13 protein-coding genes are annotated in these 17,579 nt (G+C 71.1%); 6 read left to right on the top strand and 7 right to left on the bottom strand.

Going from position 1 to position 17,579, the window contains the following annotated elements:
• Nucleotides 1–356 precede the first annotated feature (356 nt).
• Together CIK71_RS14715 and CIK71_RS14710 are read right to left on the bottom strand one after the other, a co-directional pair.
• Complete coding sequence (locus CIK71_RS14715) at nt 357–1,832, bottom strand: dicarboxylate/amino acid:cation symporter (RefSeq protein ID WP_096166438.1); 1,476 nt, start codon at nt 1,830–1,832, stop codon at nt 357–359.
• A 180-nt stretch (nt 1,833–2,012) separates the two neighbouring features.
• The gene (locus CIK71_RS14710; RefSeq protein ID WP_096166437.1) at nt 2,013–2,429 is read right to left on the bottom strand and encodes a VOC family protein; all 417 of its coding nucleotides are present in this window, start codon (nt 2,427–2,429) and stop codon (nt 2,013–2,015) included.
• Nucleotides 2,430–2,662: 233 nt separating this feature from the next.
• On the opposite strand from CIK71_RS14710, the gene CIK71_RS14705 reads away from it, so the two are divergent.
• A complete protein-coding gene (locus CIK71_RS14705; RefSeq protein ID WP_096166436.1) occupies nt 2,663–4,003 on the top strand; it encodes a hypothetical protein in 1,341 nt (446 codons plus the stop codon).
• An 86-nt stretch (nt 4,004–4,089) separates the two neighbouring features.
• Nucleotides 4,090–7,599 (top strand): DNA polymerase III subunit gamma and tau, encoded by a 3,510-nt coding sequence (locus tag CIK71_RS14700; RefSeq protein WP_096166458.1) that lies wholly within the window; start codon nt 4,090–4,092, stop codon nt 7,597–7,599.
• A gap of 254 nt (nt 7,600–7,853) precedes the next feature.
• Here CIK71_RS14700 and CIK71_RS14695 read toward each other — a convergent pair whose 3' ends face one another.
• Nucleotides 7,854–8,384, bottom strand: a complete 531-nt coding sequence (locus CIK71_RS14695) for a GyrI-like domain-containing protein (RefSeq protein ID WP_096166435.1) — start codon at nt 8,382–8,384, stop codon at nt 7,854–7,856.
• 148 nt (nt 8,385–8,532) lie between these two features.
• Nucleotides 8,533–9,858, bottom strand: a complete 1,326-nt coding sequence (locus CIK71_RS14690; RefSeq protein ID WP_096166434.1) for a glycoside hydrolase family 125 protein — start codon at nt 9,856–9,858, stop codon at nt 8,533–8,535.
• Nucleotides 9,859–10,054: 196 nt separating this feature from the next.
• On the opposite strand from CIK71_RS14690, the gene recR reads away from it, so the two are divergent.
• Complete coding sequence (gene recR, locus CIK71_RS14685; protein ID WP_096166433.1) at nt 10,055–10,648, top strand: recombination mediator RecR; 594 nt, start codon at nt 10,055–10,057, stop codon at nt 10,646–10,648.
• Between the two features lie 19 nt (nt 10,649–10,667).
• Nucleotides 10,668–12,449 (top strand): hypothetical protein, encoded by a 1,782-nt coding sequence (locus tag CIK71_RS14680; protein ID WP_096166432.1) that lies wholly within the window; start codon nt 10,668–10,670, stop codon nt 12,447–12,449.
• Between the two features lie 26 nt (nt 12,450–12,475).
• On the opposite strand, the gene CIK71_RS14675 is transcribed toward CIK71_RS14680, so the two are convergent.
• Nucleotides 12,476–13,567, bottom strand: coding sequence for an ABC transporter permease (locus CIK71_RS14675; RefSeq protein ID WP_096166431.1), 1,092 nt, complete (start codon nt 13,565–13,567; stop codon nt 12,476–12,478).
• Nucleotides 13,567–14,829 (bottom strand): ABC transporter ATP-binding protein, encoded by a 1,263-nt coding sequence (locus CIK71_RS14670; protein WP_096166430.1) that lies wholly within the window; start codon nt 14,827–14,829, stop codon nt 13,567–13,569. The genes CIK71_RS14675 and CIK71_RS14670 overlap by 1 nt, the downstream gene beginning before the upstream one ends.
• A gap of 158 nt (nt 14,830–14,987) precedes the next feature.
• On the opposite strand from CIK71_RS14670, the gene CIK71_RS14665 reads away from it, so the two are divergent.
• Nucleotides 14,988–15,215 carry a hypothetical protein gene (locus CIK71_RS14665; RefSeq protein WP_096166429.1) on the top strand — a complete coding sequence of 76 codons (228 nt, stop codon included), beginning with the start codon at nt 14,988–14,990 and terminating at the stop codon, nt 15,213–15,215.
• Between the two features lie 34 nt (nt 15,216–15,249).
• A complete protein-coding gene (locus CIK71_RS14660) occupies nt 15,250–15,483 on the top strand; it encodes a hypothetical protein (RefSeq protein ID WP_096166428.1) in 234 nt (77 codons plus the stop codon).
• A gap of 342 nt (nt 15,484–15,825) precedes the next feature.
• On the opposite strand, the gene CIK71_RS14655 is transcribed toward CIK71_RS14660, so the two are convergent.
• Entirely contained in the window at nt 15,826–17,163 is a 1,338-nt protein-coding gene (locus CIK71_RS14655; RefSeq protein WP_096166427.1) for an extracellular solute-binding protein, read from the bottom strand.
• Nucleotides 17,164–17,579: the final 416 nt, after the last annotated feature.

The following is a 17,579-nucleotide window of genomic DNA, read 5'->3' as shown; positions in this document are numbered from 1 at the left end:
AGTGCTCCTCACCCACGGCCCACCGAAGACACGGGCCCGACCGGCCCCGATGGCGCGGGCACCTACCGGTTCACGGAAGCCACGGGCACCTGCCCACCGAAGACACGGGTCCCTGCTGGCCCCGATGACGGCGCAGATGCGGCCCGGCCTCGCCCGTTCACCCGGGCCGGAGCGAGCGCCGCGCGGGCCGGGCCGGAGCGGGCGCCGCGCGGGCCGGGCCGGATTGGGCCGACGCGCGGGCCGGGCCGGATTGGGCCGACGCGCGGGCCGAGCTGGAGCGGGTCGACGCACCACAGAGCCCGCCCCGCCGGAATGGCGGAGCGGGCTCGGAGCGGGCCGGGAGCGACGGGGAGGCGTCAGACGGAGGCGGGCTGCTTCTCCGTCGCGCCGTCCGCCGCCAGCTCGTCGTCGGCCGATCCCGGGGCGGTCTTCGCGGGGGCTTCCGCATCGGCGGTCTCCTGCGCCTCCTCGGCCTGAATGGCCTGGAAGGACGTGCGACGAGCCGCGTCATAGGCGGACTTGTCCAGGATCTTCTCGCGCTTGGCGACGATCACACCCACCAGCGACTGGCCGGTGACATTCAGGGCGGTACGGCCCATGTCGAGGATCGGGTCGATGGCGAGCAGCAGGCCCACGCCCTCGAGCGGGAGGCCCAGGGTGGAGAGCGTCAGCGTGAGCATCACGGTCGCGCCGGTCATGCCGGCGGTCGCGGCGGAGCCCAGCACCGAGACCAGCACGATCAGCAGGTAGTCGGTGACGCCGAGCGGCACCCCGTAGAAGTTCGCGACGAAGATCGCGGCCAGCGCCGGGTAGATCGCGGCGCAGCCGTCCATCTTGGTGGTCGCGCCCAGCGGGATCGCGAAGGAGGCGTAGTGGCGCGGCACGCCCATGCGCTCGGTGACGGACTGCGTCATCGGCATGGTGCCCAGCGAGGAGCGGGAGACGAAGCCGAGCGAGGTCGCGGGCCACACGCCGCGGAAGAACGATCCGATGGACAGCCCGTTGAGCTTCAGCAGCACCGGGTAGACGACCAGCAGCACGATGAACAGACCGATGTAGACATCGGCGACGAACACGCCGAGCTGCCCGATCGCGTCCCAGCCGTAGCTGGCCACGGCATTGCCGAGCAGGCCCACGGTGCCGATGGGGGCGAGGCGGATGACCCACCACAGCAGCTTCTGCACGATCTCCAGCGCGGAGCCGGTGACCTTGAGGAAGGGCTCGGCCTTATCGCCGACGGAGAGCACCGCGATGCCCACGGCGATGGAGATGACCAGGATCTGCAGGGCGTTGAAGCTCAGCGAGACGGTGCCGTCATCCCCCGCGCTGCCCTCGATGCCCAGGAAGTTCGTGGGGACGAGCCCGGTGAGGAAGTCCATCCACCCGCCCTGGGTGTCGGAGGCCTGGGCGGCGTCCGCCGAGACGCTCGAGTTCTTGCCGGGGGAGGTCACGGCGCCGAGCGCGATGCCGATCGACACCGCGATGAGCGAGGTGATCGCGAACCACAGCAGGGTCTTCCCGGCCAGGCGGGCGGCGTTGGTGACGCCGCGCAGGTTGGCGATCGAGGTGATGATCGCGAGGAAGATCAGCGGCGGCACGAGCGCCTTCAGCAGCGTCACGAAGATCGTGCCGATGGTGTTCAGCGCGGTGGTCAGCCAGTTGGCGCCGTCCTCGCCCGTGCCGGGGCCCATCTGGGCGGCGACGAGTCCGAGGACCACGCCGAGGACGAGCCCGATGAGGACCTGCCAGCCGAAGGGGATGCGAACGATCGCGCGCAACGGGTTGCGCGTGCGCCGCGAGGTCGCGAGGGCGGGGGCGGTGGATGTGCTCACGTCGAGCGACGCTACGCCGTTGCGAGGGCGACATCAATGCATTGGTTAGGGGGTCACAGTAGGGGAGCTTATGGGTTTGGCGGCGCTCCCTGGCAGGGCCTCCGGTAGGCGGCGCGGGCTGCTGCCGATCGTGCCCGCGGTGACGTGCCCCGACGCCGGAGGCTCGGGAGGCTGGCGGTGTCAGGCGGTGCCGGACCCGGCGCGGAGGGACGCGAGCTCGTCCGGGGAGCGGACTACGCAGAACTGGTTCCCCTCGGGGTCGGCCATCACCGTCCAGCCGGAGCCGGGGCCGTAGATCCCCCGGCGGTCCGCCACGACGGTCGCGCCGTGCTCGAGCAGCCAGGTGGTCTCCGCGTCCTGGGTCCGTTCGCGAGGCCTGAGGTCGAAGTGGATGCGTTTGTCCGGCAGCACGTGGTCACCGACCTGCAGGAACAGCAGTGTGTGACCGGTATCGGGATCGCTGATCGGGCATTCGTCGTCCCCGGGCCGGTTCGGGTCCGCGGGATCCGTCTCGTAGCCGAGCGTCATCCGCCACCATTCGCTGAGTGCGAAGGCGTCATGGCAGTCGATGCTCGTATGGGAGATGAAGGAGGCCATCTCCAGAGGGTTCGTGCTGCCGACGTCTCGGTCAAGCTCTTTCTCTGAGGGTCTGAGGGTCTGAGGGTCTGAGGGTCTGAGGGTCTGAGGGTCTGAGGGTCTGAGGGTCTGAGGCGAGGCCGACGCCGAACGGCTGGCATCGCTCGCCGCCTCGTCCGTTCGGCTGATGCCGCCCCATGAGGCGTCTCCGTGCGGCGGATGTGTCGGCTGACCTCGGATGGCACGCTGGCAGCATGCCGAAAAGTTCTGCCGAGCATGACCGCGCTGACGACGTCGATCCCGCCGACGCCGAGGCCGAAGGACCCTCTGCCGACGCCGACGCCGACGCCGACGCCGACGCCGACGCCGAGACCGTTGCTGACGATGAGCCGGCGGAGGAGGGGCCCTTCGGTGCTCAGGAGCCCACGCGGTTCGCTGCGGACGTCGAGTACAGCGGACGCGCCGACGGCCACGACTATGTGGTGCGCGTGCAGCACCGTTTCCTCGATTCCCGCTTCACCGTGGACATCGACGGCGTCGAGCACGACCCCGTGGCCGAGGAGAAGGCCCGGAAGAAGGCAGGAAAGTCAGGGGACGCCGAGAAGGTCGACCGGGCCGACGGCGCGGACGAGGACGACCGTGCCGATGCCGATGCCGATGCTGACGACCTGAGGTTCACGATCGGCGACTCGTTCACCTATGTCAGGTGCACGGTGCGCCGCCGCGGCGAGAAGGGCGGTTTCACGGATGCCGAGACGATCGTGGTGAGCACTGCCGGTTTCGGGGGTGCCGGCGAGGTCGACGTGCGCCACGGGCTCGAACGCACCCTGCTGGTGCCGACGCCGGGCAGCCCGTCGGCCCTGCGTGATGAGAAGCGGACCGCGAAGCCGACCCGGTACGCACTGCTCGCGGCCCTCCCGAAGGCTGCCGGCTACCTCATCCCGCTGCTCGGCATCGGCGCGCTGTTCAGCGGTCTCCTGGACCCCGTCAAGGCATGGGTGGGGGAGCGGGTCCGCCCAGTGATCGCGGCGATCGATGCGTTCGTGCAGCCGATCAAGGACTGGTTCGACGAGCTGCTGCGACCGGTGCGGGAGTTCCTCGCGGCCCTGTTCGCGCCGATCGGAGAAGCCATCGCTGCCATGCTGCGACCCCTCCAGAGGGCCGCGGCCTGGTTGAGGGAGCTGCTGTTCGGATGGATCCCCGATCTCTCCCTGCCGTTCTCCGTGCCCGGCTGGGTCGTGGATCTGGCCGTGCCGGTGATCGTCGTCCTCGTGGTGTTCGCCGTGACCTTCGGCAGGCTGCGCCGTCGCCGGGAGAAGCTGGCGGCGACGCGGGCCGCGTCGGCTGGAATGCGGGGCGGGGCGGGAACCCCTGAGGAGCCTGACGGCGCTGGTGGGCCTGACGGGACTGATCGGGCCGCCGGCGCTGATGGCGCTGATCAGGCTGACGGGACTGATCGGGTGTCGCGCACGTCGCCCGTCGCGAGCACATCGGACGACGCGACTGCCCCCGGGGTCCCCAACTCCGCGGGCATCGTGCGCGCGGATGCAGTCGGGGAGACGCGAGAACCGGTCGACGACGCCTCCGAGAGGTGATCACCAGCACGGTGGAACCTCTCCTCCACAGGACCTCTTCATCCCCAGCGGCGGCAGACGTCGGTGCCCTCCATTAGCCTGTGTGGGTGGCCACTGCTCTGTACCGTCGTTACCGCCCGGAGTCCTTCGCCGAGGTGATCGGGCAGGACCATGTCACCACGCCTCTGCGGCGTGCTCTGCGCGCGGGCCGGATCGGTCACGCATACCTCTTCTCGGGGCCGCGGGGATGTGGCAAGACCACCTCGGCGCGCATTCTCGCGCGCTGTCTGAACTGCGCTGAGGGGCCGACGGACACCCCCTGCGGTCAGTGCGACTCCTGCCGCGACCTCGCCACCGGCGGCTCCGGCAGCCTCGACGTGGTCGAGATCGACGCCGCCAGCCACGGCGGTGTGGACGACGCCCGTGAGCTGCGTGAGCGGGCCTCGTTCGCGCCCGTGCGCGACCGCTACAAGGTGTTCATCATCGACGAGGCCCACATGGTGACCTCGGCAGGCTTCAACGCCCTGCTGAAGCTCGTCGAGGAGCCGCCGGACCACGTGAAGTTCGTCTTCGCGACGACCGAGCCGGACAAGGTGATCGGCACCATCCGCTCACGCACCCACCATTACCCCTTCCGTCTGATCCCGCCGCAGGTGCTCGCCCCCTACCTCGAGGAGGTCTGCGCGGCCGAGGGCGTGAACGTGGGCGAGGGAGTCATGCCGCTGGTGGTGCGCGCCGGCGGCGGGTCTGCCCGTGACTCCATGTCGGTGCTGGACCAGCTCATGGCCGGCGCCGCGGAGGGCGGGCTGGACATGGCCACCGCGATCGCGCTCCTCGGGTTCACCGACACCGCGTTGCTGGATACGGCGATCACCGCCGTCGCCGAGCGGGACGCCGCTGCTCTCTACGGCGCGGTCGAGCATGTCCTGGCCACCGGGCATGAACCGCGTCGCTTCGTCGAGGACCTGCTCGAGCGGATGCGTGACCTCATCGTGCTGGCAGCGGTCCCGGACCGCGGGGCCGACCTGCTGCCGCAGGTTCCGGCCGACGATCTCGAGCGCATGCGCACCCAGGCCACGCTGTTCGCCCCGGCAGATCTCTCGCAGTGCGGTGATCTGGTCCACGAGACCTTGTCCACGATGAGCGGCGCGACCTCTCCGCGGCTGCACCTCGAGCTGCTCGCGGCGCGCCTCGTGCTGCGCGACGAGCGGGCAGCGCTCGCCGCTCCCGCCGAGGGTGCCGCGCCGGCGGGAGGTCGTCCCGCTCCGGCGCAGAACACCCGCGGCGCGACCGCCCAGCCCGGCGCGAGCGCCCCGGCACCGGGCGGCGCCGGTGGTCGCGAGGAAGCCCGCCGGATCGCCCAGGAGAAGGCGGAGGCCGCACGCCAGGCTCGCGGTGGCCGACCGCAGGGTGCACGCCCGGAGCAAGTGGGCCAGCAGCCCGGCGGTCAGCCCGCCTGGAACGCTGCCCAGGTGTCCCAGGCGGCGCAGACTGCCCAGGCACCGCAGGCACCGCAGGCACCGCAGGCACCGCAGGCACCGCAGGAACCAGCGTCCTCGCAGGACCCGAATGCTGCGCCGGCACAGGCGTCCGAGCCCGCCCGACAGTACGACCGCGCAGACAGTGCGTCCGCGCAGGCTGACCGAGCGCCCGCGCAGGGTCAGTCGTCCCAGGCTTCGTGGGGGACCGCCACCGAGGATCAGCAGGCTGGGCCGGATGCGCGCGGTGCAGCGTCTGCGCCGCAGCAGCCGGCACCGGAGGTGCGCAGCGCGGCCTCCGCACCGCAGCCGCAGCAGGACGTCCCGTCGGCGTCCGAGGATCACGGCCAGCCCCAGTATCAGGACTCGGGTCAGGTTCCGGCTCCGAGTCAGACTCAGGTTCCGGCCGCTGGCGGCGTGAACCCGGACGACGTGCGCGAGCATTGGTCAGCGATCCTGGACGAGCTCTCCCAGATCCGTCGGCCGAGCTGGGCCCTGGTCTCCCAGAATGCTCACGTCCACGGCGCGCAGGGCACCACACTCGTGCTCGGGTTCCGCACCGAAGGCCTGGTCTCGGCCTTCCATCGCGGCACCGCTGCGGAGAACCTGGCCGACGCCGTGCGCCGCATCCTGCACACCGAGATCACCGTCGACGCGGTCGTGGGCGAGGACCCCGGCCCCGGCGGTGGATCCGGTGGCGGCGGCGGATCGGGTGCGCCCGGCCCCAGCGGCGGATCGCGCCCCGGTCCCGGAGCGTCACAGGCCGGTTCCGGGAACCAGGGCGGGCAGGCCCCGGGGACGGCGCAGGGCCAGTCCGGGCCGCCCGTTCAGCAGGCTCCGCAGGGCGGGCCGCGCCAGGGCGCAGGTCCCGGTGGAGGTCCCGGGGGTGCTCCTCGGTGGGGAGATGCGGTGACGCCGACGGGCTCAGCGCCTCCTGCGTCGGCTCCGTCTGCGGCAGTGCCGTCAGCGATGCCTGCCACTCCTGCCACGGCGTCCGCGCCGTCCGCACCGGCCTCGGCGCCCTCAGCCTCCACTCCGGCATGGCCTGAAGCGGCCTCCGTCAACGGGCCGGGGTCTGCCAGCGGTGGCGCCTCCGCGAGCGCAGCGCCGGCGTCCGCTTCCTCGGCATCCCCCTCCGGGCAGGAGGCTCCGCAGGCCTCCGTCGGCCAGCGTGCGGCGGACCGCGCGATGCAGGCCGCTGCGCGGGCCTCCCAGAATCGCGCGTCGCAGCCCGGTGTGCCCGACCGCGTGGAGGATTTTGCCCCGGAGCCCGACGACCCGTACCCGCCGGATCCCGAGGACGGCTACGGCCAGACGCAGCCCGTCCCGCAGGTCGCGGACAGCACGCCGCCGTCCGGACACCTCGATCGGTGGTCCGACGCACTGGCTCCCCAGACGGGGGCCGCGCCGGCAGCACCCGGGCGACAAGGTCAGGCTCCCTCTGCTGGGCCGGATGGGAACGCCGGAGCGTCGCAGACGTCGGATGGGAACGCCGGTGCGTTGCAGACCTCGGGCGAGATCCCGGAGGTCGAGGACGCCGGGCGGGATTCCCTGCCGCCGGAGGAGCCGCGCACCTACGGGCAGAACGCTCTGCGGCGCGCGATCGCCGAAGGTCGCGTGGTCCGTTCGATCCCCGCGCGCGGCATCACGACGACGCAGGATCCGGCCCCGGCGCAGGCCCTGCCGTCGGGCCACGATGAGCCATCGGACCACACTGAGGAGTCGTCCCCGTCTGCCCCGTCGGCGACCGCCGCACCGCCGCAGGAGCCCGCGCAGAACTCAGCTGCTCCGCAGGGGTCGGCGTCTGCGCGGGCGGCGGCATCCTGGGGTGCTCCGTCGGCCGCATCCGCCGCACCGACGCCCGCAGGCAGCTCCTCGCCCCCCGCGGGGTCCCCGTCCGCCCCGGAGCCCGCACGCAGCGGCGCAGCGCTCGTGCGCGAAGCAGCGCACGCCTCCCGCAGCGCCGGTCTGCGCACGGGACGCGGCACGGAGCCGGAGCCGGTGGAGTCGGATCCGACGGGCGGCGCCACCCGGGATGACGACGACGCCGTCGTCGCGACCCGCAACGGCCGCGAAGTGATCGAGTCCGTGCTCGGCGGCAAGGTCCTCGAGGTCATCGACGAGACCGAGCGGTACTGACGCGCGGTGCGATACGGACCTGCGGTGCGGTACTGACCCGCGGTGCGATACGGACCCGCGGTGCGGTACTGACCCGCGGTGCGATACGGACACGCGGTGCGGTACGGACGCGCAGCGAGGTGCGGACGTGTGGTGCAGCACCGACGAGCCGCATTGAGCAGCACTGAGAGCACTGTGCCGACCACTACGGGCCGACGCCTGAGAGCAATGCCCCGCTGTCCACGGCCGGGCGCGTCAGCCTCGACCGGCGGGACTCAGACCTCGCGCGGCTCGAGCAGGGAGAACAGGTCGGTGCGCAGCGTCGCCGGGTTGATGTCCGGCATCGGAGGCGTTACGTAGAACTCCCAGAACGGGTAGGTCATCTGCTCCTCGGACTCACCGACCTCCTCGGTGAACGCGCCCCAGCTCTCGGCCAGACCGCCGTAACCCCCGATGTGGCTGCGCCAGGCGATGCGCCCGCCCGGGAGCACGGAGGGCACGACCTCGTAGCCGCTGGGCAGCTCGAGCGTCTCCGTCAGCGGGGTGTCGACGGGGAACCCGACCTCGAGATCCGCCGTGGAGACGGGCGCGCGATGGTGCAGCGAGAACGCCGGACCGGAGGGGTGGATGCCCACCTCCTCCAGCGCGGTGATCAGGTGCGAGAACACCCCATCCATCAGGGCCGGCATCTCGTACATCGGGAAGTCCCGCTGGCTGACCACGGCAGTCGGAATCTCCGGAGCCATGCTCACCTTGCATTCGGTGATCGGCTCCTGGGCGTCATAGGGGGGTGGCAACGCCGTCATCGTGCAGATCCTGTTCGAAGTCGAGAACGGGCCGTGCACGGTGCGACGACCCGGCTCGACGGTACCCGTCGGATCCCCCGGTGACCAGCGGTGACCACCCCCGGGATGTCTGCGGTCACCCCGTGATGAGCGCGGTCACCGCGTCGGCTCAGGGAGCGGGGTCGCGGTGCACGCCGGCGGTGTCCAGCGCGAGCTCGCAGAACATTGAGTTCGACCAGGAGAACCACTCGCGGGTGAAGATCGACGGGTCATCGACATGGACGCCCTCGTGCATCATCCCGGTGCCGCCGTCGGTGCGGATCAGCAGCTCGAGGGTTCGCAGACGCTCGGCGTCGTCGGTGCCGGTGAGAGCCTCGATGTTCTTGCCGATCGGCCACACGTGGTCCTTCGGCGTGTGCGGGGAACCCACCCCTTCGAGGTACAGACCCGCGTAGTAGTACGGGTTCTGCCGGGACAGCACCGCGGCGCGGGTGGCGAGGTAGACGGGGTCGTCCGCCGGCACGCAGTCGAGGTAGGGCAGGCCGAGCAGGCTGGGCACGTTCGCATCGTCGAGGAACACGTGCTGGCCGCGGCCGTCGACCTCGTACGCCCAGATCCGCCTCCCCTCGGGGCCGTCGATCAGGCCGTGCTCCTGCAGCGCCGCACGGATCTCCGCGGAGAGCCGACGGGCCTCGGCGGCGTCCTCCTGCTCCCCGGCGACCTCGGCGAGCAGCTCGCCCAGCCGGTCCAGGGAGAGCGCGAGGAAGTGGTTGCCGGGAATGTTGTAGCCCAGCTCGCAGGCGTCGTCACTGGGGCGGAACCCTGCCCAGACCAGGCCGTTGGGCTCGGTGAGGGAACCGCGGCCGTCCCGCTCCAGCGTGTCCTGCGCCGGGCAGTCGCTGCGGCGGAAGTAGTAGGTCGAGCGGTCCTCGTGATGCTGCTCGGTGCGCACCGTCTCCAGGATCGTGCGCGCCGCGGTCACGAACTTCTCGTCCGCCCAGGAGGTGTCACCGGTGGCCTTCCAGACCCGCCAGGCGAGATCGGGCCCGTAGGAGAGGGAGTCGAGCTCGAACTTCCGCTCCCAGGCCCAAGGGTTGTCGCGGTCGGTGTCGTCGATGTCCCAGTGCGAGGAGTCCTCGGTGCGGTTGAACGCGTTGGCATAGGGATCGATGACGATGTACTGCCAGTGCCGGCGCAGCAGGCCCGTCAGCAGCCCCACCAGCACGGCGCGATCCTCGTCGGAGCCGATCCCGGCGACGACCAGGCGCAGCAGGGGAGTGAGCTGGGCGGCGGAGTCCCGCAGCCACATCGCCGGGATGTCGCCCGTGATCACGAAGGTGGTCCCGTCCTCCTCGACGCTGACCGTGGTCTCGGCGGTGTTGCGCAGATAGGCGACCACGCGTCGGGCGATCTCCTCGCGCTGGGGCGAGTCGTCGAGACCGCTCAGCACGCGCTCGTGCACGGCGTCGAGCAGGGTGGCAGGCAGCTGGACCATGGGGCTCCTCATCGAAGGTCGGGCTGTTCATGACCAGGCTATCCGGATATGTCATGGCGATGGACATATTCGTCGAGGGATGGACCACGGGACGCGGCACGGCGACATGCCGTGGCCGGGGGCGCCCTGCCGTGACGTGCGCGGAGGCACGTCACCGTCGGCGCCCGGCGCCCGGAGCGGCGACTACAGTGGGGGCGTGTACGAAGGCATCGTCCAGGACCTCATCGACGAGCTCGGCAAGCTGCCGGGCATCGGCCCCAAGTCGGCTCAGCGCATCGCGTTCCATCTGCTGGACGCCGACGACGCGGCCGTGCGCCGTCTTGCCGAGGTGCTGGTGACCGTCAAGGACACCGTGCGCTTCTGCGAGATCTGCGGGAACGTCTCCGCGGAGGAGACCTGCCGCATCTGCACCGATCCGCGCCGCACCGACGAGGTGATCTGCGTGGTCGAGGAGTCCAAGGACATCGTGGCGATCGAGAAGATCCGCGAGTTCAAGGGTCGCTATCACGTGCTCGGCGGCGCCATCGATCCCATCGGCGGCGTTGGCCCCAACGACCTGCGCATCACCCAGCTCATGAGCCGTCTGGGCTCCGGGGAGACCACCGAGGTGATCCTCGCGCTGGATCCCAACATCGAGGGCGAGGCCACCTCCGCGTACCTCTCGCGGCTGCTGGGACCCCTCGAGCTGTCCGTCACCCGCCTCGCCTCCGGCCTCCCGGTGGGCGGCGACCTCGACTATGCCGACGAGATGACCTTGGGCCGCGCTTTCCTCGGCCGACGCACCGTGTGAGACCCCACCTGGAGCCTCGATGACCTCCCCGCACTCTCGGGCGCTGCCGCCGCTGACGAACCTGCCGGCCCCGCGGGTGCTGCCGCGGGAGTCACCCAGCCTGGTCCCGCCGGACGCGATCATGGTCGAGTCCAAGGGCCTGCTGCGACGGCGCCTGCTGCGGCGCTCCTGGGCGCCGGGGCTGGTGATCCTGGGGCTCTGGTACGCCTTGTTGGGCCTGTACGTCCTCGGCGCGTCCCCGACGTTCTGGTTCCTCTCCGCCCTGGTCGCGCTGGGGGAGCCGACCTATCTGCGCGCCGCGACCGTCCAGCTGGGGTTCTCCCGCAGCGGTCTCGCGACGGCGTTCGGGCTGCTCCCGCTCGCCGGGACCGTGCTGAGCCTCGCCATGATGCAGCTGGCGCCCAGTGCGATCGCGGGGATGGACCCGCGTCGACACCTCAGCGAACGCGGCTTCCAGCGGGAGGTCGCCACCCGCATCACGGCCATCCTGCTCGCGCCGCCGCTCCTCGTGCTCCTCGCGCTGCCGCTGAGCGTCGTCCTGGGGCTGAAGCAGCCATGGAGCGCCTTGGGCGCCGGTCCGCTGATGGCGCTCACGCTCGGGGCCGGCGCGATCATGCTGGCCTGGGTCCTCGTGCGCCGCACCCTCGCCGTCCCGACGCTGCTCGGAGTGCCCGACGCCGGCGAGGTGGAGACTGCCGGACGCCTGGATCGTGATCCCGCCGTGCGCCTCGCGGCCGCGAAGAAGGTGCTCGCCCAGGACCGTCGGCACCTGCCGCCGAATCCCGGCACCGCCGCGCGGTCCGGGGCCTTCAGCCCCCGCGGTCTGCTGACCGCTCTCGTGCGGATCGCCCGTGCCTGTCTGGTCTGGGTGGCGCCGACGGCGGTGGGGCTGGGCTGGCTCCTGTTCGGGACGGCCGACGCGATCAACACCTTCGGCGGCATGCTCGAGACGAACCTGGTGGAGATCCGCTCGGCGCTGCGCTGGCCGGTCCTCGCCGTCGGCCTTCCTCTGCTGGGGTTGGTCGCTGTGGGGCTGGCGTTCGTGCCGGGCCTCGCGGTGCTCGCCGCCGAGGGGCAGCGGGCAGAGGTCGTCGACCAGCGCACCTATGCCACCTGGCCCGAGCGCGCTCGGGTGAACCCCTGGGAAGCGCGGGTCGTGACGCTGACCGGCGTGTTCAGCGCCGTGCTCGGACTGCTCGGTCTTCTCACCGGCACCGTGCTGCTGGTGTTGCTGGGTGAGACGACGCCGCTGGTGTGGTCCGGGCTGGTCGCGATCGCTCTGGTGCTCGTGCCGCTGCTCGGTGTCGGTGCGACCGCCGCGATGCGCACCGGCCTGCGCGACGTGCTCTACGGACCGGCCGGCGACTACACCCGGCGCGAGACCCCGTATGCGCTGATCGCCCCGGACATCGGCACCCGCACCCAGCGCGGACAGGACCCCGCCGTGCGGGCCGAGATGCGCCGCCGCCTGCAGGCCGAGGGTGCCGCCCAGGGCGTGGCGCTCCTGGACGTCGATGTCGCGGGGGAGCGGCTCTGGATGGACGACTCTGCCCCCGCGACGACGGACACTGCGGTGCGCGAGGCGGATCTCGGTCGGGGGCGCCTGCCGGATTTCGGCGGCGAGGGCTCGCCCTTCACCCGCGGGGCCGACGGGGCCGGCGGGTCTGGCGGCTACGGCGCCGGTGGCTACCGGGCCGGTGACGACGCCTACTTCGACGGCGCACGCTCGGACGGTTCGCGCGCCGACGAGTCGCACCGGCACCCCATCCCCGATTCGATCACGGGCCTGCGCGAGCCCTGAACGCGCGCGGCGGAGCGAGGGGTCCCTCAGGCGATCCGGGTGCCCTTGCCGAGCCGTCTGATCGGCACCGCCACGCGCAGCACCGCCACCGCGAGCGAGGCGAGAGCGAGGAGACCCCACGCGGCCACGCCCATCGGCCACACCGGGAACGACGTCGGGTGGCCGAGATCCGTCGGATAGCCCTCGTCCTGCGGACTGCAGTAGTTGTGGTCCGCAGGGTGCGGCGGGCTGGCGGCCTCCCGCATCCCCGTCTTCAGCAGCACCAGGGCATCGAGGTGGTCGGAGTCGTCGATGTTCTCGAGAGACGAGTCCGGGCGCGGACTCGGCGCGGTCTCGGCCAGCATCACCACGGGATTGGGCCACAGCACCGGCTGGGAGAGATCCATCCGGAAGACCTCCTGGGTCTCGGTGTGCGCGGTGCAGACGCCGCTGTCCATATCGCTCTCGTAGTCCGTGTACTCGGTGTAGTACGTCGTGACCTCCTTCTCCTGATGCAGGAACACCATCGAGGTGCCCCACAGGATCGGGCCGACGACGGTCACGCCGAACACCAGCACGTAGGCCAGCACCACCGATCCCAGCTGACGCTGCGTGAGCGCGGACAGGCCGAGCCCGATCGCGGTCACGCAGAACGTCAGGAAGCAGATCATCAGCACCACCCGCACGACGTAGAGCACGCTGATGTCCCCCAGGAACGCGAGGGGCAGGGCCGACGGCATCGCGAGCACCAGGAAGGCGAGGCCGGTGAGCAGTCCCGCGAACAGTTTGCCGAGCACGATCTCGAGCGGGCTGAGCAGGCTCGCCTGCAGCGTGGCCAGCGTGCCCGCGCTGCGGTCCCCGTTGATCGATCCGGCCGACAGCGCAGGCGTGACCAGCAGCATCGCGAACAGCACGAGCAGCATCTGCAGGCTGAACATGACCCGCGCGACGGGGGCGACCGCGCCCCATTCCGAGGTGTAGAGAGCCGGTGCCAGGGCCAGCAGGCCGATACCCAGCAGCACCACCGTCCATACCCCGAGCGCGACATACCAGCGCACGGAGCGGATCCGCTGGCGCAGCTCGAGCGACGTCATCAGCCACAGACCGCGCGGACGCAGGGAGAACGTTCCGTTCCTCATCAGAGAGCTCCTTCGCGGGTGGCGGCGTCCGACGCGAGGTAAGCGGCCTCGAGCCGTCCGGTGGCAGGGCCGAACGCGACGACGGCGGCATCCTTCGCGGTGAGGTCGCGCAGCAGACGCACGGCGGTGCCCTCGTCGGGCAGGTCCACCACGGCCTCGGCGTGACCGCTGGTGGTGCGGTCGGGACCGACGACCCCGTGATGGCGCACGCCGAGATCGCCGAGCACCCGGTGCAGCACGGACGGGTCGAGCGACTGGACCTTCCAGGCGCGAGGCCGGGCGGCGAGATCGCGCACGCTGCTGGAGTCGACGACATGGCCGTGGTCGACGAAGACGACGTGATCGGCCATCTCCTCGAGCTCGGTGAGGATGTGGCTGGAGACGAGCACGGTCGCGCCGTGCTCGGCGACCTGCCGCACCACGGTCAGCAGCCGGCGCCGGGAGGCCGGGTCCAGGCCCGAGGCGGGCTCGTCGAGAATCAGCACCTGCGGCCCGTGCACGAGGGCACGGGCGAGACCGAGACGCTGCTTCTGCCCGCGCGAGAGCACGTGCGCCGGCTGCTGCGCCAGCGGCTCGAGATCCATCAGCGTCAGCAGCTCCTGGACCCGCGAGCGGATCTGGGCCGACGGCATGAAGTATGCGCGTCCCATCACCTCGAGCACCTCGGAGACGCGCAGCGAGTCCCAGGCCCCGAACTGGTCCGGCATCCACCCCACCATGGCGCGCACGGCGGCGGAGTCCTGCGAGGGATCGACACCGCCCACCAGCACGCGGCCCGACTCCGGTGCGAGCAGCGAGGCGAGCATCAGCATCAGCGTGGACTTGCCGGAGCCGTTCGGACCCACCAGCGCGGTCACCGCTCCTCGCGGGGCGGTGAACGACAGATCGTGCACGGCGCGGACCGTGCCGAAGGAGCGGCTGACGTGCTCGCACACGATGCCCGGAGCCTCGGCCGCTGCACGGTGGCTGGAGGAGGCGTCGGCTGTTGCGCCGGGATCGGAGGCGGCGTCGGCCGCTGCACGGAGGCCGGAGGCGGCGTCGGCTGTCCCGCGGAGACCGGAGGCGGTGTCGGCCGCTGCGTCGGGGTCGGAGGACCCGTCGGCTGTCCCACGGCGGCCGACGGACCCGTCGGCCGCTGCACCGGGGCCGAAGGACCCCTCGCCGGCTGGTTGCTGCTGCGCGTCGTAGGCGTAGCCGTTCCGACCCGAATCCCCCTGGGGTTCCCGGCCGGGATCGTCGGCCGGGGCTGTGTTCTGCGTCATGCGCTCAGATTCTCACGGTGCGACCAGCGATGACAGCGGCGCACCGGGCGCGTTCCGCAGACGAATGGTGCGGAAGGTGTGAAGGTGACGTGGTCTGCGTGGCCTGCGTGGCCTGCGTGGCCTGCGTGGCCTGCGTGGCCTGCTGAGCCTGCTGGACCGTGCGGGGCCTGCTGGGCCTGCTGGGCCTGCTGGGCCTGCTGGGCCTGCTGGGCCTGCTGGGCCTGCTGGGCCTGCTGGGCCTGCTGGACCCGCGGGGCGTGCGGGGCCTGCTGGGGTCGCGGGGCGTGCTGCGGACGGGGACGGGGACGGCGAGTACGGACGGCAGTGAGGACGGTGACGGGAGCGGACGTGTGGCCGGGTCGGGAGCCGCCGCGTCGTCGCTCTGAAGGCCCCCTCTGAGCCGGGTGTAGCGTGAAACACATGCTTGTCATCGGGAACAGGGGAATCACACTCGTCGTCGGCGTCATCATGGCGGCGACGGTGCTCATCGCGTTCAGTTCGCTCGTCTCCGGCAACGACAAGGTGATCGTCACCCTCCTCGGGGTGTTCCTCGCCATGGGCACGGCGCAGCTGCTGAAGGAGCGCCTGCGTCGTCAGGCCGCTCCTCGCGAGCATTCTGTCGAGGATCGCGACGAGACCGACTCGGCCGAGTAGCCGGAGGGGCAGTCAGACGGGCGGCCAGCCGACGAGCCAGGGCGGCCGCGCTCGCCTCGATCCGGCCGGCCCTCGACCACCGCACTCGCCTCCCCCGTCGGCCCTCGCTCACCGTACTTGCCCACCGCGTAGGCCCTCGCGGTCTTCGCCCAACGCACTCGCCCACCGTGTCGGCCCGACGCCGTCATGCGGGGCGGGAACCACCGATGTCATACGGGGCGAGACCCGTCGCTGACATGCGAGGGGCTTGCCGTTGACATGGGAGGGGGCTGTCGTTGCCATGCTGGGTGGGACCCGCCGCTGACGGCGAGCCCCACCCGAAGCATGGTCAGAGCAGAGGGCTCACTCGGCCATGGCCTTGTTGCCCTCCTCCTGGGCCTGCGGAATGCCCTCTTCCGCGGTCAGCCGACCGATGAAGACCTCCTGGAAGATCGGGATCGCGGCCTCGAGGCCCGCGTTGGCGCGAGAGCCGGTGTCCGCTTCGGCCGCGTTCTTCGCGGCCTCGACGAAAACGCTCACGTCGATGCCCTTGTCGTCCCAGAAATCGAGGAACGCCTGCTGAGCATCGACGTGACCGGGGAAGGAGACGCCCTTCTCGGCCAGCGGCATCTGACCATCCACGCTGCCCAGCCAGGTCAGCAGGGCGGCGATGCCCTCCTGCTGGTCGTCGTCGGCCTTCGCATTGCCCACGGCCACCACGCCGTGCACGAGCGACTTGGGGCCCTCGGGGCCCGCGACCGGCGCCGCGAGCGCCCACTCGAACGAGTCGCCCACGCCGTCGGCGATCGCAGCGAGGTTGTACGGGCCGGACTGGAACAGGCCGAGCTTGCCCTGCGTGAACAGATCGCGGGTGAAGTCGCCGTTCTCGTTGGTATCCGAGGCGCTCGGAGCGATGTTCTCGGTATTGATGAGGTCGGCCATGTACTGGAACGCCTCGATGCCCTCGGACGAGGCGAAGGTGTACTCATCCTCCTCCTGCCAGTCCGCTCCGTTGGCGGCCAGCATCGGGCCGATGATCGCCTGGCGGTCAGCCTGCGAGTTGAAGCCGAACTGGGTGCGGGAATCGGCATCGAAGCCGTCGTCCCCCGGATGCTTGCCGTCGCCGTCGACCGTCAGGGCCCTGCCGGCATCGCGCAGGGAATCGGTCTCGGCGGTGGGATCGAAGCTCAGGGCCGACGGGTCCACGTCCGCCTCCTCGACGAGACCCTTGTGGTAGAACAGCGCGATCGAGTCCCAGATCTGCGGCACACCCCACAGGCCGCCGTCGCGGGTGTACAGATCCACGACGCTCTTCTCCCACTGGGAGGCACCGTCAGGAATGATCTCGTTGATGTCCAGCAGGTCCTCGGAATCCTTGTACAGGATGTAGTTGGCGGAGTTCATCCAGTAGACGTCGGCCGCATCGCCGCTGGCCACGTCCAAGGGCAGTCGAGTCCAGTAGTCACCCCAGGGCACCACGTCGATCTTCACGTCCCAGCCGCTGTCCGCCGTGAACGCCTTGAAGGACTCCTCGTAGGCGGGCACCGCATTCTCGTCCCACAGACGGAAGGTCAGCGAGCCCTTCGAACCATCGCTGGTCCCGTCGCCACCGCCGTCATCGCTCGACGGGGAGCAGGCGGCAGCCGTGGTGAGCAGGCCGGCGGCGGCGAACGACGACAGGAGAGTGCGACGCTTCAACATGGGGTGTCCTTCCGAGGAGGGTTTTCCTCATTATCGTCCGCCGGGTTCGAATACGGGGAATGTCGTCACAGGGTGGGGCGAATATGTCCCCCGATGGCGCCGGGCGGGTCGGGCGGGCCGGGTTGGACGGGCTGGGCGGGCTGGGCGGACTGGGCGTGTTGGACGAACCAGCCGCGCCGCGTGCGTCGAGAGGGTTGGACGGGCCAGATGGACTGGCTGGTCTGGGCGGACCAGCCGCGCCGGGCAGGTCGAGTGAGCCGGGCGGGCCAGTTGCGCCGGGCAGGTCGAGTGGGCCGGGCGGACGGTGAAGCCACGAGTTTCGTGCGCCCACGACCGATCGTGTGGTCAGCATCGGTTGTGATGTCTCAGGACTTCGGTGACAGTTCTGTATCAGGAGGGACTGATGCACGATCAGG

The sequence above is a fragment of the Brachybacterium alimentarium genome, assembly GCF_002332425.1.
Taxonomy (GTDB): Bacteria; Actinomycetota; Actinomycetes; order Actinomycetales; family Dermabacteraceae; genus Brachybacterium; species Brachybacterium alimentarium.
The sequence above is the reverse complement of the archived record's forward strand: the minus strand, read 5'-3'. Positions and strand labels throughout refer to the sequence as shown.